The following is a 16,201-nucleotide window of genomic DNA, read 5'->3' as shown; positions in this document are numbered from 1 at the left end:
GACAGCGAAACGGCTCTCCGCGAGCCACCGCCGAGAGCCGCAGAGTCCCTGCCCCATCGCCCTTGAACCATCGAACCGGTGGGCCGGGCCTTGCCCGTCCGGCCCACCAGGGAGGAACGCCTGTGGACGAACCTACGCCCTCCACAACCCACACAGCATCCTCGACGCCCGCCCTGCCGCCGGTCGTCGCCATCCCCGGCCAGCTGGCCATCCTCGCCGCTCCTCCCGCTGACGGAGACCGCGACGACCGGCCCTCAGCACTATCCGTGCCCGAGGGAACGCGGATTCTGGCCGACCTGCGGGCGCAGGTGAAGCGGTATGTGGTGATGCCGAGCGAGGAGGCCCTCACCGCCGTCACGCTGTGGATCGCGGCGACGCACCTGCAGCGCGCCTGGCAGCACGCGCCGCGGCTGGCGATCGTGGCTCCGGAGAAGCGGTGCGGGAAGTCGCGGTTGCTGGACGTGGTGACCGAGACCGTGTGCAGCCCCCTGATCACGGTCAACGCCAGTCCGGCGGCGATCTTCCGCTCGATCACCGACGAGGACCCGCCCACCCTTCTGGTCGACGAGGCCGACACCCTCTTCGGCACCCCCAAGGCGGCGGAGCGAAACGAGGACTTGCGCGGCCTGATCAACGCCGGCCACCAGCGCAACCGCCCCACCCTGCGCGTGTCCGGGCCCGAGCACAAGCCCACCGCGTTCCCCACCTTCGCCATGGCAGCGCTCGCCGGGATCGATGACCTGCCCGACACGGTGATGGACCGGTCGGTGGTCGTCCGGATGCGACGCCGCGCGGCGGGTGAGAAGGTCGCGGCCTTCCGCACCACCCGTGACACCCCAGCCCTGCACGCGATCCGCGACCGGCTGGCCGCCTGGCTCAGGCCGCTGTACGCGCAGGCGCTGGAGATGGAGCCGCCCATGCCGGTCGAGGACCGCGCGGCGGACACCTGGGAACCTCTGGTGATCATCGCCGACCTTGCCGGGGGCGAATGGCCCGCACTGGCCCGCACCGCCTGCCGCACCATGACCGATTACGAGGTCGGGCAGGACGAGGAGGGCGGGCTGCGCACCCGCCTCCTGGTCGGCATCCGCCGGGCCTTCGCCGCCGAGAACGATCCGGCCGTGCTGAGCACCAAGCGCCTGCTGGAGTCCCTCAACGCGGACAAGGAAGCGCCCTGGGCCGAGTATGGCGCCAGCGGCCTGACCCCGCGTGGCCTGCAACTGCTGCTGAAGCCCTACGGCATCAGCTCGGCCAACCGCCGCTTCCCCGACGGCACCCAGGCCAAGGGCTTCGCCCGCAACCAATTCCTCGACACCTGGGCCCGCTACTGCCCCGAACCGTCGCCTTCGGCCGGGCCCGCCCAGCCGCCTGCCGAGCCTCTTCCCGGCACTGCAGGCTGACCCGACTCGACTCGTCACACTCGTCCCCGCCCAGGTCAGCGCGGGGACGAGTGACAAGCCCGCAACGAGTCGTCTCGACATCACCAGACCACTCGTACCTGCTCTGACCAGGCACGCAACGAGTGGTACGAGTCACCGCCCCTCACGGCGGCCCCCTTCCCGCGCCTGTGGCCGCCGCCCGAGTCTCACCTGGAGTGCCTGCGCTTGACCTCCCGCACCGCCACCACCGCGCCCTCCGCCATACCGGGTGCTGACGCGATCCGCTACGGCATCGCCCTGCTCGCCACAGTGGCCTTCGCCCTCTCCTACGACGCGCTGCGCCAGATGGCCGTCGCCATCCACATCCGCGGACTGCTCACCTACACCTTCCCGCTCGTGATCGACGGCTTCATCGCCATCGGCATCGGTGCCCAGCTCATGCTGCGCACCGCCCCGCTCCGGTCACGGCTGTACGTAGGCACACTCGTCGGCCTGGCCACCGGGGTCAGCATCGGGGCCAACGCCCTGCACGCCATCCGCCTCAACCAACAGACCCGCCCCAACGGCCTGCACCTGGACAACGTCACCGTCGGCGCCCTGTCCGCCCTCGCCCCGCTCGCCCTGGCCGGCGCCGTCCACCTCTACCTCGTCATCCGACGCCACCCCACACCGCACGCCCAGGGCGCCGACGCCACCGAACGCCACAACCCCACCGACCGCAGCCACAACGACGCCCAACCCGCTGCCCTCACCGAAGACGACTCCGGTCAGCGGGAGCCAATACATCTCGACGTGGCGACCCGGCAGGCCAACGTGGCGTGGGGTGCCGCCGAGGTGGCGCAGGGTGCCGCCCATGTGCCGGCCCCGCCGCAGCCTGCCGCCGAGCCGGAAGGCCGTAAGCCTCGCACGGTGCCCGACGAACTGCTCGCCATCGCCCGCACCGCCCCACTGGGACGCGGAGGCCGTGCCTCACGCCGCCACATCGAAGCGACGATCCGCAGCAGGGGCCTCCCGCTCAGCAAGGCCGACGCGGAAGCAATAAAGGACGCCCTGCAGGCCGAACTCGACGAGGCCGCCTCGCAGCGGCAGGCCGAACCCGACAAGTCCCGCGCTGGCGCCCTCTGAGCCCCTGCGCGGCTGCCACCGGTTTAGCGCACGACTCGCATCACTCGTCCCCGTGCAGGTCAGCGCGGGGACGAGTGACCGGCCTGCACCAAGCCGACCCGGCATCACTACCAACCCCATCAGCCTGACCGGGCAGCCAGTCACCAACACCCGTGGAGAACCACCTCGTGCACAACCGGCATCACAAGTTCCCCGCCGCCCACCAGGAGACGACGATCATCCCAGCCACCCACGCGCCAGCAAGGTATCCCGCTGGACCGTCCAAGGACGGCCTCAACGGGGATGCCTCCGCCCCGGGGGTGGCGGAGGCGCTCGGGCACCAGGGGGTGCCCGAGGGGGAACAGCCCGCAGGCACCGCTGCTGCCGCCGCGCCGCAGTTGCCGCGTGCTGCCGAAGCCGCCGCGCTGCACCGTGTCGCCCGACGCCGCAAGCCCGACCCGAACGGCCAGCGCAAGGAACGTGTCGACGCCCGCTACAGCGTCAACGAGAAAGCCGAGATCCTCGCCATGGCCCGGTCGCTGAACATCGCCGGCGCCCACTACGTCGGCGCCGTCGTCATGGCCCACGTCCACGGCGACCTCGCTCTGCCCGGCCAACGGACCCCGCTTGACGACTACATCGACGAGCTGACCGCCCTGCGTGGCGAGGTTGCCAAGATCGGCCACAACATCAACCAGATCGCCAAGAAGCTCAACTCAGGTGGCCATCCACACCCTGTGGACACCGCTCTCCTGGCTCAAGCCGAGGCCACCCTGACAATGGTCGGCGCCACCGTCCGCCACATCGCCACAGCCGCGAACGAAGCTGTCTCCAAGAAGGTGGCCCAGTGATCGCGAAGATCAGCAGCGGCAAGGAGACCGCGGGCCTGATCCGGTACCTGTTCGACACGAAGAGGGCCAGGACCACACCGACCCGCACCTGGTCGCCTCCTGGGACGGCTTCGCCCCCGACCCCGGCCGCGCCGACGACTTCGACGCCACCAGGAGGCTCCTCGTGGCCGACCTCGACCTGCACGTCAAGCAGGCCCGGCGGCTCGGCCGCGCGCCCCAGCGGCATGTGTGGCATTGCTCGATCCGCGCCGCGCCCGAAGACCGCATCCTCAGCGACGAGGAGTGGGCCGACATCGCCCGCCGCGTCGTCGCCGCCACCAGCATCGCGCCGGACGGTGATCCGGACGGATGCCGCTGGGTCGCCGTCCGCCACGCCCGCGACCACATCCACATCGCCGCCACCAAGGTCCGCGCGGACCTGCGCACCGCCCGCCACTGGAACGACTACCTCACCGCAGACCGCGAACTCGCCGCCGTCGAGAAGGAATACGGCTTGTTCCAAGTGGTGCGTGGGGACCGCACGGCCGCCAAGCGCCCCACCCGCGCCGAGCAGGAGAAGGCCCGCCGCGCCGGCCAGGACAAGACCGCCCCTGAGCGGCTGCGCGCCACCGTGCGCACCGCCGTGGCCGCCGCCTCCAGCATGGAGGAGTTCGTCGACCTGCTCCGCCACATTGACGGCGTGCTCGTCGAGATCGTGTACTTCCCCTCCGGCGACGTACGCGGCTACAAGGTCGCCCTCGATGACGAGGCCAACGGCCCCGTCTGGTACTCCGGCTCCAAACTCGCTCCGGACCTGTCCTTCCCCAAGATCCAAGAACGCCTGGCGAACATCGAAGCGCAGCCCGCCGACCAGCCGGGCCGGCGCAGGCCCGACCCCTGGCACCAGGCCACGGCCGCCACCGAGCGTATCCCCCACCGCCTCGACCAAGCCGACGACGAAGCGTCCCAGGGTCACCTCGCCGCCTTCGGTGAAGCCCTCGACGCCCTTCCCCTCCTCGCGCCCCAGGCCCTGCGCCCCCAACTCCGAGAAGCAGCGACTGCATTCGAGCGCGCCACCCGCTCCCGCATCCAAGCCGAACACCACCACGCCCGCGCACTGCGCGGCGCCGTCCGCGCCATGCTCTGCGAGCCCGCCCCGAGGGACGGCGCCGCCCTGGCGATGTTCCTCGACGCTGGGATCCTCGTCGCCATCGCCGCCGCCCGCTGGCACCAGCTCCGCCACCACAACCAGCAGGTCGCCGCCGCCCAGCAGACCCTGCTCCACCTCCAGGCCGCCTACGAGCAGGCAGCAGCCGCACCCCTGGCCGCCCTCGCCCAGCGCCGCCCACCCCAGCAGACCGTGGACCGACACATCCGCCAGATACACCGAGCCGTGCCAGACCACGCGGAGCAGGTCATCGAAGACACCGCCTTCGACGCCCTCACCGCCATCCTCGCCGAAGCCGAAGCAGCCGGACACGACCCGGAACAGCTCCTTATGCATGCGGCCGACCAGCGCGCTCTGGACGACGCCCGCCGCCCCGCACGGGTCCTGACCTGGCGCATCCAACGCCTCAGCGCACGGCCGGCACCCAGCGCACAAGCCCGCGCCGCACAGGCCCGCAGCGCAGCATGGGCTGACAGCGCAGCACAGCGCCCCAACGCTCCTGTCCACCAAGCAGCCGCCGCCCCCGCTCCGCAGCCGCCGAAAGCACGGCACCGCTGATCATGACTCCACGGGCAACGTGGGAGCGCGCTGCGTGGTCTCGCCGATCACCGGGCTCACGGCGCCCAGCCAGTACCGCAGCCGCACGACGAACTCCCGGCTCGCACGCTCATCAGGATCTCTCCACAGGGGGTGTGCGTCCGGGATCGAATGGCCTCGCGAGACTCGTCCGGATCACGCTGTCACTGGCGCGCAAAGCCGACGCCAGTTCTCCTTGCAGCTCATCCGGCATGACCCCTGCTCCGAGGGCGCAGGCATCCACCAGAGCGCGGCAGTCCAGCGCTTGCCGGTCCGTAGCGATCGCGGTGAACAGAGGGTGCGCCAGGGTCTCGCGAGCCGCGTAGCCGTCCTGGGCGTCCGTCGTCCTGCGGTGGAGGTCCTCGACGATGTGGCGCGCGGCCGACACCTCGGCGGAACCGATCGCGTCGAGGACGACAAGTCCCAGACGGATGTCGAAGACGGTCATCCCCGGTTCGGTCTCCCGCGCGGAGTAGGCCGTCACCAGGTCCGCCAGGTGGCGGTCGACCGGCTGCCCGGCGTCGCGGCGGCACAGGACTGTCAGGCATGCCGTGACGGCTTGCTCCCACGGATCGCCGGGCATCGTGTCGGCGAGGAGAACAGCGGCCCGTTCCTTGTCACCCGCAACGAGGGCGGCAAGTACGGCAACTTGGCGCCCGTCGAGCATCCGCTTGCCCACACCGCGGTGGGCTTCGTTGTGCGTCAGGGCCTCGGCCCATCGTCCCGTGGTGGTGAGGGTGCGTGTGCCGTCGGCGAGGAGCACGCGCCACAGCCATGCGCGGACCTCGTGGCGGTCCTCGTCCGTCGCAGCGAGGTCCGCCGGTACGGCGACGCCCTCGAACTGGGCGGCTGTGCCCGCCTCGACGGCCTCGTACAGGTCGAGTAGTCGCTGACGTCCCTCGTCCGCGCGGCCGGCACGGATCTGGAGGCGTGCGAGGTTGACGACCGGTTCCAGGCCCCGGATTGCGCTCATGCCGGGCAGGGGGCAGGCGTGGAGGTAGGCGGCGGCGTGCTGGTGGCACATCTCGCGGGCGAGGTCGGGGAGGCCGAGATCGGAGGCGATGAGCGCGGCCTGGTTGTAGACGGCGGATGCGAGCCCTTGGTCGCTCTTCTTCACCGCCATGTCGGCGAGTTCGACGAGGCCGCCCACGCGTTCGGGCAGGGGCAGACAAGCGGGCCGGAATCGGGCGACGAGCGGGAAGCGCTGGGCTATGGGTCCGTGTGGGTCCATGAGTTCCCCCGGCGTGAGTGCGAACTACGAAGACGACGGTGCCCGCCAGCCGTACGCCGACGGGCACCGTCTGTACATGTGGGGCGTCACTGCCAGTCGACGACGATGCGGTTCAGCGGGGTGTCGAGAGCGAAGAGGCCGGGGCGCTGCTCGATGGCGGGCGCGTCGAGGGGCTGGATTTCGAACGTGGCCTCACGGTCGCGGTACTCCCGGTCCCAGGTGCGGATGGCATCGGCGACGTTCGCGGCCAGCTCGTCGCTGCCGGGACCGTGCCCGATGACACCGAACTCCCACAGCTTGCCGCCCTCAGGCGTCTTCCGCTCCGACAAGCGTCGCGCCAGGTAGGTGACGGCGCCTTTGTCGACGGCCGCGGTCGACGAGGGGTAGGGGTCCTCCGTGAGCAGAGTGCCCTTGGCGCTCCGGGGGAATAGCATCCGGATCAGGCCGGAGGGGAGGGAGCAGGTGACGAAGAGTTCCATCCACTCGGGCGACTCCATGGCGCGGACCATCATGCCGGTCCACTCCTCGGTGCGCGGCTGGTCCAGGACGCCAGCGAGGGCCTCGGCGTCGATGTTCTGCCCGGCTGGGGCCTGCAGTCGTACGGTGCCGTCCGTGCTGAGCGGGATGACGCGGCGGTCGTCGTCGGCGATGCCCCGACGGAGCGGCATGAAGGTGTTCATCTCGCTGCCGAGGGACACCCATCGGCCGTCGCGCTGCTCGTAGGCGATGGAGCGGGAGACTGTGCCTTTGAGGCGCTGGGGGACGAGGAGTCGGCCGCCGGGGGCAAGCTGCTGCAACCACGCGTGCGGCACGCCATGCGCGCCCACGGTGGCAATGATCCGGTCGTACGGCGCTCCTTCGGCGTAGCCGAGGGCCCCGTCGCGGGTCACCGCCTTGACGTCGGTGATCCCGGCGGCGGCGAGGTGCGCGCGGGCGCCCTCTACGAGGTCGTCGTCGACGTCGAGCGTGGTCACGTGTCCGCTCTCGCCGACCAGGTGGGCGAGCAGGCCGGCGTTGTAGCCGGTGCCGGCGCCGAGTTCGAGGATGCGCTCGCCGGGCTGGGCGTCGAGCTGGTCGAGCATCAGGGCGACGACGCCCGGCTGGGAGGCGCAGGAGATCGAGGTGCCGTCGGTGTCGTACTTGATGTGCACCGGTTGATTGGCGTAGGCGTCTTCGAGCGACGCGTCGGGCACGAACACGTGGCGGGGGACGGTCCGCAGCGCATTCTCGACGGCGGGTGTACGGGCGTGTCCGTCCGCACGGAGCTGGTCGACCAGGGCGTTGCGGAGGCGCTCGGCGTCCGCCGTGGGGGTGGTGATCGTGTCGGTGTTCACCGCGCTGACGCTATCGGCGTCGGCCGTTGCCTCGGCGGGCGACGCGGTGTTGTCACTCGTTCCCATGACTACCTCTCGTGCGATGTTGGACATGGCGCTCTGGTCCTCCCTGAGGAGACCGGCGCGGTTGGAGTGGAAGATCACGTGGTGGGCAATGACGGCTCGCAGACCGCGAGTGAGGGCACCACAATGGGCGAGGGAAGCCAGCGCGGCACCCGCCCGTTCGAAGGCGGCCACCCACCCGTCATGCCCGGCCAGCGGGCCGCTCGGGCGATACAGGCCGTGGGCGTCTACGGTCATCAGCTTTCGCATCGCACGTGCCAGTCCGGCGGTCCGCTCGGAGGGCAGGTGGCCAGTCGCCGGCCGGAGTGCGGCGACCTTCGCCCACACGTCGCCCTGCTCGAACCAGTCCAGGTCGGCCGCCCGCATCATCGCGCTCGCCAGCAGCACGGCGGTTTCCCGGCGCCCGAGGTTCTCGTGGCCAGGCTGGTAGGTGAGCAGGTGGCGGCTGTCCTGGTGGAACAGCTCGTGTGCGGCATCCATGGCCTCGGTCCCGCCGAAGGCATCGGTCTCAGGTTCGTAGATGTAGGGCAGCCAGGACACGGCCGTGCCGTCCTGGACGAGGTCGCTCAGCAGCGCTTCGACGACGGGTGATGGCTCATCAGCGCGGTACCGGAGCGGCCAGGGCTGCTTGTTCATGAACCACCAGCCGGTGAGCTGCCCGTCCGCTTCGGCCGCGAGTAGGGCAGGGGCGATGCGTTCGGCGATGGCGCGCTGGGCGCTCTCACGGTCAGCGAAGGTGATGTTGTGTTGCTGCCAGCGGTCGGAGCGGTCCGGGGGCATGCGGGTGTCCTTCGGTCGATGGGGTCAGGCGATGAGCAGGCAGGCGTCCCAGGCGGATCGGGGCGATGCGGCGGTGCTGGGCGCGAGGAGGGCCAGGGCGATACCGGCTGCGCCGTCGAGGAGGCCGGGGCCGCGCTTCTCGTCCTGCATGATCGTCGTGGCGGCGTGTACGGGGTCGGTGCCCGGCGGGTGGACTGCGGCCAGGAGTGCCGGGATCGTCGCGCGGAGCTGTCCGACGGCCGAGGGGTGAGCGTCGTCCGCCGCACGGGCCGCGACGTGGGCGAGGCCGGCGAAGCCGTGGCATAGGGCGTTGTCCGTCGTGGCCTTGAGCTGGGCCGGGTCGGTGAGGGCGGCCACGAGCGCGTTCTCGGCGTCGACCTGGCGGCGGGTGTCGCCGAGGGCGAGCGCGGCGAGTTGCTGGGCGCGGGCGAGGCCGGCGGTGCCGTAGCACCATGACGGACGCCGCGGTGCGGACGGGGTGAGGCGGCCGGTGCGCAGCTCGTCCCGGGTGACCCAGTACGGCCACGCCGGGCCTCGGCCGGTGTCCTCTTGCCATCGGTCCAGCCACACCAGGATCCGGCCCAGTGCATCATCGTGGCAGTCGACGAAGGTGCCCTGCCTGGCGGCGAGCGCCAGCAGCGCGAGCACGCCGCCGATGCCGTGCGCCATGCCGTTGTTGGCGTGTCCGCCTCGAAAACGGTCGTCCGGGCGGCCCGAGGGCCCTGTGTCCGTCCACCAGCCGGGCAAGTTCTCGCCGTCGTGGGTGATCGGTTGGGTGAGGCGTACGCAGTAGTCGAGTACGGCGAGCAGGGCGGGGGTGCGGGGGTTGCGGTGCAGGAGGTAGGCGCCGTAGCCGGTCAGGCCGCGAATGGTGTCGAACTCCGCGAGCGCTGGGAGGAGTCCGGCGTCGATGCGGCGGTGTGCGGCGTCAACGCGGCGGCTCACGTCGTCAGCCATTTGTCGGTCGAGAGTGTCAAGGGCGCGCTGATAGGCGCCGGGCAGGTGATCGGCGGCGCATGCCAGAGCATGCGCGAAGGCGGGCGCCCCGTAGAAGGGGTGGCTGTCGGGGCCGCTGGTGAGCGGTTCGCGGGAGGCGGCGACGAGCCAGTCGTGGGCGCGCTGCCACGGTCCGAGGCCGGCGGCAGCCCGCTCGATGTGCAGGAGTGCGATGCCAGGCAAGCCATAGGCAAGGTGCTGCCGATGAGAGACCGCTGGCCCAACGTACGGCGTGTGGGGGTCGGCGAGCTGCTCGGCGACGGCATCTACCAGGTCCAGCGCAGCCTGTGCGGTCACGGTGTCCTCCCAGTGGTGCGGGCGGTCCAGGCCAGGGCGGCAGCACGAGCGAGGTAGAGGCAGACCTCTTCTTCGGGGAAGTTCACCGCGACGTGCCGTACGAAGTGGACGTGAAGCAGCGAGGTCAGGACGTCGTCGAGGGCGATGCCCTGCGTGTGGGGCCCTGGCAGGTGCCGCCGGTAGGCGGCGAGCGCCGCGTCGCGATCGGCCCACGCCGAAACGATCGCCGCTCCTCCGGGGGCGCCGCGCAGCGCCTCCCAGTCGCTGCCTGGGTCGGCGAGGCGTACAGCGTCGGTGAACAGCGGTCGCGGTACGGGTGCGGGGGCTGTGGGCGGGATGTGGTCGATCAGCCAGCGCATCCCGGCTTGCGTGCTGCCGAGGAACGCGGAGGCGATGGAGACGGTGTGTGCGGCTACGAGCGTGCGATGGTGCGGGCGCCGCGGCTGCGAGAGCTGGGACAGGATGGCGCGCGAATCCGCCCGGAACACTTCCTCGGCCGCGTCCCATGCGGTGCCGGATCCCCAGCGGCCCATCTCACGGTAGGAGGTGGGGTACCGCAAGTCCGCCAGCAGACCGGCGCCGCGCAGCTCGTCGGCCCACGCGCTCACTGTTCGGGTCGTCTCGGCGAATGCCTCCGGAGTGGGGAGCGCGATGCGCAGGCGCAAGTGCTGCTCGGGGTCGCGGAAGCGGATGAACCACCACGGCGGTCCACCGAGACGTTCGAGGAGATCGGGCAAGTGGCGGGCAAGCAGGGTGTCCTGGCGGCGAGCGTCTCCGTACAGGGTCGCCAGTAGCACCGACGAGGCGGCCGGGGTCTGCATCTGGGCCGTGGAGAGGGCGCGAGCCGGGGTGGGGGCGGGCAGCGTCGGCCACACCGGCGGCCGGGTCGCCTTGAGCGGCACCACTACCTCGTGGGCGCGGCCGTCGCACCAACCGAACGCCCCCGGTTCCGCCGCCTCGACGAGCACGGCCAGGCCCACTCGGTCGAGGTGCTGGCGCAGCAGCGTCCGGTGGCCGGCCTCGTCGAGGTCAAGGAAGAGACGCCGGTCGTCCTCAACGAGGTAGACCCACCGAGGTAGCCGCCGCCGGGCCCGCCAGTCGGTGAGGGCGGCGTCCCATGCGGCCCGAGGGCGTGAGCGGCCTGGCAGCTCGGTCGCCTCCAGCCGCCAGCGGGCCGGGGCAAGCACCGTGCGCCCGTACCGCAGGCGCGGCAGGAACGGCATCGCCGCTGCGGCGCCCCAGTCGAACACGGTGACCTGCGCGCATTGAGCGCGGGACAACTCGGTGAGGAATCGCACCAGCGGCGGAGTGTGCGTGTGGAGGTTCAGCGCGTGCATCCCGACGGCCTCGATGCGCTGGCCGCGCTCGGCGGCGGCCAGGTACATGCGGCGGCCGTCGCACCCCACCGCCAGGTCCGCAGGTGTGAGGACATCGTCGGCGGGGGCTCGGTGTTCCTGGAGGCTGATCAGGGTGGGCAGGACTCGCAGGGCCCGAGTGACGTGGGCGCTCTCGGGCAGGAGTGGCGGAAAGGAAAGCTGCGTCGGCACGGTGTTGCTGTCGGCGGTCGGAAGGTCAGCCAGCTCGGCGGCCAAGACCTCACGGTCGGCGGGGTCCAGGACGCTGAGGAACCGACCTGTGGAGACGCCGACGCCGCGAGACACGCTCACGATCTCCAGCCTGAACCGCCCCCGCTGCAACTCGCCCACGCTGGCCGCGTGGACCCGCACCCCCACCTCCAGGTGCGGCGGCACCCGGGGTTCGTCGGGCCCTACGTCCAGGGCGTCGATCAACTCCTCGGTGAGGACCACCTCGTCGCGGCCACCGAGCACGGCGGCCTGCGCCAGCCGTACGAGGGCTTCATCCCGAGCGGAGACGCGAGGTCGATGGGCGCCGGGCGGGGTGCCCGGGTAGCCGTCGGGATAGCCGGTGCCACTGTCCGCGACGGCCTCCTGGAGCGGCACCATCGTGCCGATGCCGTACCGCTCGTAGAACCGCTGGTGGTACGCGCCCCACGCCGCGGTGCCGTACGGGCGGGCGCTGACTCGGGTCAGGAGGAGGGCGGCGCGCTCGACCTCGCGGGCGACCGCGTCCGGCAGTACGAGCTGCGCGTCCAGGCGCAGGTCGAGCGCGACAGGGTGGCGGCGCAGGCCCGGCACGAGTGCCCTCATCCGCGCTGCGACGCTGTCCCGCCCGCCGCGCGAAGTGCACTCATTGAAGCCAGTCCGGATCGCCCGCAGCTCGCGCACCGTCTCCTCGACCGGAAGGAGGGTGCCGGCGTCGATCGCGTCGAGCTGATCGAGCAGATACCCGAGGGCGTCGGTCTCGGTGCTGGGTGCGTGCAAGCTCGTGATCAGCACACGCCGCTGGATCAGCTCCACCAGCAGCCGGCGCACCTTCTCCGGCCCGGCCTCGGGGAACTCCGCCTGGAGCTTGTCCGCGAGGGCCGCGACCGGGATCGGGGCCCTCGTCGCGGCGAGGACCGCGCGCACGGGCTCGGTCAAGGCCAGGGACGCCTCAACCGCGCGAGTCCGATCGTCCTGGGCGTCGGATTGAAACGGCACGATGAGCCGGTCGCCGCGGCTCGTCACGGTGTTGTTGACGACCACAGGCAGCCGTTCGAGGAGGGCTGGGCAGGACTCCAGCCGCTCGACGACGGCGGACAACCACTCTGCGCCCGCATGGCCGACAGCCACGTGTTCCACACCCCAGTCCGCGCGTGCCTGTCGACCGAACTCGGCGGTGGTCACACCGGCGAAGAGCCCGAACGGCGTCGCCCGGTGCTGGGAGCGCAGCAGGTAGCGGGCCACGGATAGTGCCGTACGCAGGACGTCGCGCGTTGACGGCTCATCGGCCGTGCACACGGTCCGTACCTGCGCGGCCAGGACTGGACTGGCGTATTCCAGGGCTTCGGCGAGGACGCCGTTCGCCCAGACCTCGCGCAGCCAGGCGGCACAGGTGGCGGACCCGTTGGGAGAGCGATCGTCGAGGTCAGGGAGCAGAGGACACGGCAGTGTCGGCCGGGCAACGGCTCGTACGAGCGCGGTCGTGCCGGTTCGGAATGCTGCGAGCGGAGCAGCCACCACTACCTCCGTAGATGAGGGACGGGCGGCTGGTGCCGCCACGCCATGGGGCGCGACAGCACCAGCCCGTAGAGACGTGGAGCCTCAGATCAGGCGACGTTGGTGGTGCAGGCGCCGCAGGTGGTTCCGCAGTTGTCGTCGGTCAGGTTGACCAGGCCCGCCGGGTCGGCCACCTCGACGAGGGACACATTCAGGTCGAAGCCGTCCGACGTCCCCGGGGTCTGCTGGCTCACCTGAGTGCTGCTCGGTACTACGGTGCTGCGTGTCATGCCAACTCCTATGAGTGGATGGGATGTTGTTGTGCGGTGGTGCCCGCTGCCGGTCGTACGGCACAGCACCGCACGACCGGCAGCGGGAGTCTGGTCAGACGGCAACTGGCCGCCGTTGCATGAAGTAGGCGAGAGCCTGAGCCTTGAGCCGGTCGAGACACCGCTTGCAGGAGTAGACCGGGGCGTGTTGCCCGTCCCTCTGCAGCGGGCCGAGCCAGATCACGGGCATGCCGGTGCGCTCGCACCCGAGCCAGCAGTCACCGGTGACCCAGTGCTCGTCCACACGCGAGCTCATGCCTAGGCTCCGCTCTGCGGCCTGGGGGTGGGCGACCGGCAGGCGGGCCCACAGACCCAGAGCCGGAACAGCAGGCCCCGATGACGCACATCGACCAAGACCTCGCCGCTCGCACCCAAGTACCGGGCGCAGCGGGCACACTCCATGGCCATCTGCTGGCGTGGCCGGAGGCCCGCGACGTCCGGGATGGGCGGGGTCACCGTGGCCGGGGTACTCACTCGTCGCCCCCTATGAGGAGTTCGGCCCAGACCTCTTTGCCCCATGGGCGCTTGTCCGGGCCGTGCAGGTCATAGCCCCAGCGGTCGGCGATGCCGTCAATCAGGAGCAGGCCACGGCCTGACTCGTCGTCGTCACCAGCCTGACCGAGAACCGGCAGGCGCAAGGGTGCCCGGTCCACCACCCCGACACGCACCCGTATCGCGCTCGGCCGCCCAACGATCAGCCGGATCGAGTGGCACGAGGTGTGCCTGACGGCGTTCGCAATCAGCTCCGACATGATCAGCGCGGCGACATCGGCGAGGTTGTCGAGGCGCCATACGCCGAAGGCGTCACGGACGAGCTGGCGGCCGATCTCGGCCGTGGCCGGCTCGCACGGGAAGGTCTGGCTGTAGGCGGGATGGCCGATGGGCGCGGCATGAAATGGCGTAATGAGACTCGTCATTGGGGTTGAGCCTTCGCGTTGTCTCGGTGCCCGGCTCACCCCTGAGAAGGCGCCAGAGGCGGGCCGGGCCGTCAACAGCCGCCCGCACCGGAGGGAGTAGCGAGCGACCAGCAACCAGACAACTCGCCTTTGCAGCCAGGTGGTTAGGGCGATCAGCCATCCACCCGGAAGAAAGACCTAGGGTGATTTGACCTTCCCTTTACCTGGTGGTGGAAGGGGCGTGAGAGCTACCGTGCGTGCATGGACACCCCGCGCAACAGGGTTCTTGAGGCGTGGATGGCCGAACACGGCTACAGCTCCAACAGCCTTGCCGACGCTGTGAACAGCGCCTTAGAGCGGCTGACCGGGCGGCCTGGCGGCCTCGACGGCTCATCGGTCCGGGCCTGGAAAGCAGGCCGGGTCACGTGGCCCAAATCGGCTACCCGCAAAGCGCTCGAGGACCTCAGTGGCCTGCCCGCCGTCGCTCTAGGGTTCGTGCCACGGGGCCGGACTCCGTCCAGCCCAGCCCCACCGCAGCAGGAGGACCCCGACATGAAGCGTCGTACCCTCGTCGGCGGCATTGCAGCGGCTGCCGCCGTAGCAGCAGCCGCGCCCGGCACCGCATCCCCGCGACGCATCGGCATGAGCGACGTCAACCGCCTGAACACGCGCTTCGCCGAGATCATCGCCAGCGACCACCGCCACGGCGGACAACTCGGCATCGAGCAGCATGCTGCCGCGCTCGCCGACGAGGCGCTGAACCTCCAGAACGCCGGCAGCGCCACCCAACGCGTACGCAGCAGCCTCTATGCCTCCGCGGCGGCATTCCGCTCCTCGGCGATGTGGGCCGCGATCGACGGCCGTCGCTACGACGTCGCCAAGGCGCACATGCGTGAGGCCCAAGCCCTCGCCGAGATGTCTGGCGATCAGGCGATCAAGTTCCGCATCTGGAGCCACGCGGGGGCGATGTACCGGCACATGGGCCGGCCCGCCGACGCGCTCGCCGCCAACGACGTGGCCCGCAATCTGCACATCACGCGCCGTGACCCGCTGTTCGCGTCCCTCGGTATGGCCCGGCAGGCGGCGATTCACGGTACGGCGCAGGACCGTACCAGCACCCGCCGTGCGTTCGATCAGGCACAGGACGCCATGCTGCGCGCCGACCCGGACGAGTACCGGCCGGTGTGGATGCTCGCGTTCTACGATCAGGCAGAGTTGGACTCCTTGGCCCTGTCCGCCTACTTGGCGCTCGGCGACTTCCCGACCGCCGAGTTCCACGCCCACCGCTGCCTGTCCGCCCTGCGACCCCACATGGCCCGTTCCCGGGCCATCACCACGACCCGGCTCGCACACGCCCAACTCGCGCAGGGTGCCGCCGACGCCGCCACGGCCACCGCGATGAAGGTCCCCGCCGACGCCGCTACCCAGCACGCCCGGGTAACGCGCATGCTGCAGGAATTCGGGGCTGCGCTGCGCGCCACCGCGCCGGGTAGCTCCACCGTGCAGACCTGGACCGAGCACACCGCCTCCTGGAGGATGGCCGCATGACCACGGCGCCCGCCATCGAACTGCGCACCTTCACCACCCTCGACACCGTCCGAGGCGATCTCCTCGACGTGTACGCCGATGTGCGCGCCCCGCTGCTCCACATGCCGAACTACGCGGTGACCGCGTTCGGCGAGCGCCTGGACCGGCACGGCGGCGAGCCAGGATTCACGGCCGTCCTCGCGTATGCAGACGGGCATCCGGTCGGCTACGCCTACGGCAACACCATCGAGCACGGTGACCGCTACTGGCAGCGCACGAGTCCCGCGCCGGCGGAGAAGTACACCGAGCGCCCAGCCGTGGCCCTGAAGGAGATCGGCGTCCGGCCGGCCTGGCGCAAGACCGGCACCGCCCGGCGCATTCATGACGCCCTCCTCGCCACACGCGACGAGCCGTACGTCACCCTCATGGTCAACCCGGCCGCCGGGGACGGAAAGGTACACGCGCTCTACAAGTCGTGGGGGTACGAGGACATCGGGCTGAGTCAGCCGTCACCAGCCTCGCCGATCCTCACCGTGATGATCCGCGCCTGTCACTGACCGGTACCCGCGACAGCGCGCGGGTACCGGCGACACGGCCTGGTTGCGGCGGCCCCGGGAGCATGCGGCGACGCC

General features: G+C 71.0%; 12 protein-coding genes and 1 pseudogene. 6 read left to right on the top strand and 7 right to left on the bottom strand.

Annotation, left to right across the window (positions count from 1 at the left end):
• Positions 1-122 precede the first annotated feature (122 nt).
• From HJD23_RS24395 to HJD23_RS24380, 4 genes and pseudogenes are all read left to right on the top strand, one after another.
• Positions 123-1,400, top strand: coding sequence for a DUF3631 domain-containing protein (locus HJD23_RS24395; RefSeq protein WP_171116589.1), 1,278 nt, complete (start codon positions 123-125; stop codon positions 1,398-1,400).
• Positions 1,401-1,604: 204 nt separating this feature from the next.
• A complete protein-coding gene (locus tag HJD23_RS24390; protein WP_171116588.1) occupies positions 1,605-2,504 on the top strand; it encodes a DUF2637 domain-containing protein in 900 nt (299 codons plus the stop codon).
• A gap of 215 nt (positions 2,505-2,719) precedes the next feature.
• Complete coding sequence (gene mobC, locus HJD23_RS24385; protein ID WP_171119017.1) at positions 2,720-3,334, top strand: plasmid mobilization relaxosome protein MobC; 615 nt, start codon at positions 2,720-2,722, stop codon at positions 3,332-3,334.
• Positions 3,331-5,039 (top strand): annotated as a pseudogene (locus HJD23_RS24380) (mobilization protein). The gene mobC and the pseudogene HJD23_RS24380 overlap by 4 nt, the downstream one beginning before the upstream one ends.
• Before the next feature lie 112 nt (positions 5,040-5,151).
• On the opposite strand, the gene HJD23_RS24375 reads toward HJD23_RS24380, so the two are convergent.
• The 7 genes from HJD23_RS24375 to HJD23_RS24345 form a co-directional block, all read right to left on the bottom strand.
• Entirely contained in the window at positions 5,152-6,288 is a 1,137-nt protein-coding gene (locus HJD23_RS24375; RefSeq protein WP_171116585.1) for a hypothetical protein, read from the bottom strand.
• An 86-nt stretch (positions 6,289-6,374) separates the two neighbouring features.
• Positions 6,375-8,465 carry a methyltransferase, FxLD system gene (fxlM, locus tag HJD23_RS24370; protein WP_171116583.1) on the bottom strand — a complete coding sequence of 697 codons (2,091 nt, stop codon included), beginning with the start codon at positions 8,463-8,465 and terminating at the stop codon, positions 6,375-6,377.
• 24 nt (positions 8,466-8,489) lie between these two features.
• Complete coding sequence (locus tag HJD23_RS24365; protein WP_171116582.1) at positions 8,490-9,758, bottom strand: lanthionine synthetase C family protein; 1,269 nt, start codon at positions 9,756-9,758, stop codon at positions 8,490-8,492.
• Positions 9,755-12,700: a lantibiotic dehydratase gene (locus HJD23_RS24360; RefSeq protein ID WP_171119015.1), complete on the bottom strand. Its 2,946-nt coding sequence runs from the start codon at positions 12,698-12,700 to the stop codon at positions 9,755-9,757. The genes HJD23_RS24365 and HJD23_RS24360 overlap by 4 nt, the downstream gene beginning before the upstream one ends.
• 227 nt (positions 12,701-12,927) lie before the next feature.
• Positions 12,928-13,107 carry an FxLD family lanthipeptide gene (locus tag HJD23_RS24355; RefSeq protein WP_171116581.1) on the bottom strand — a complete coding sequence of 60 codons (180 nt, stop codon included), beginning with the start codon at positions 13,105-13,107 and terminating at the stop codon, positions 12,928-12,930.
• 94 nt (positions 13,108-13,201) lie between these two features.
• Positions 13,202-13,402 (bottom strand): hypothetical protein, encoded by a 201-nt coding sequence (locus HJD23_RS24350; protein WP_206326311.1) that lies wholly within the window; start codon positions 13,400-13,402, stop codon positions 13,202-13,204.
• A 214-nt stretch (positions 13,403-13,616) separates the two neighbouring features.
• Positions 13,617-14,063: an ATP-binding protein gene (locus HJD23_RS24345; RefSeq protein WP_171116580.1), complete on the bottom strand. Its 447-nt coding sequence runs from the start codon at positions 14,061-14,063 to the stop codon at positions 13,617-13,619.
• Positions 14,064-14,303: 240 nt separating this feature from the next.
• On the opposite strand from HJD23_RS24345, the gene HJD23_RS24340 reads away from it, so the two are divergent.
• Entirely contained in the window at positions 14,304-15,590 is a 1,287-nt protein-coding gene (locus HJD23_RS24340; protein WP_171116578.1) for an XRE family transcriptional regulator, read from the top strand.
• Positions 15,587-16,126, top strand: coding sequence for a GNAT family N-acetyltransferase (locus HJD23_RS24335; protein ID WP_171116576.1), 540 nt, complete (start codon positions 15,587-15,589; stop codon positions 16,124-16,126). Before HJD23_RS24340 ends, HJD23_RS24335 begins: the two co-directional genes overlap by 4 nt.
• Positions 16,127-16,201 lie beyond the last annotated feature (75 nt).

This window comes from Streptomyces sp. Z423-1 (genome assembly GCF_013009255.1).
GTDB classification, from domain to species: domain Bacteria; phylum Actinomycetota; class Actinomycetes; order Streptomycetales; family Streptomycetaceae; genus Streptomyces; species Streptomyces gossypiisoli.
This window is presented reverse-complemented; position numbering and strand designations above follow the sequence as displayed.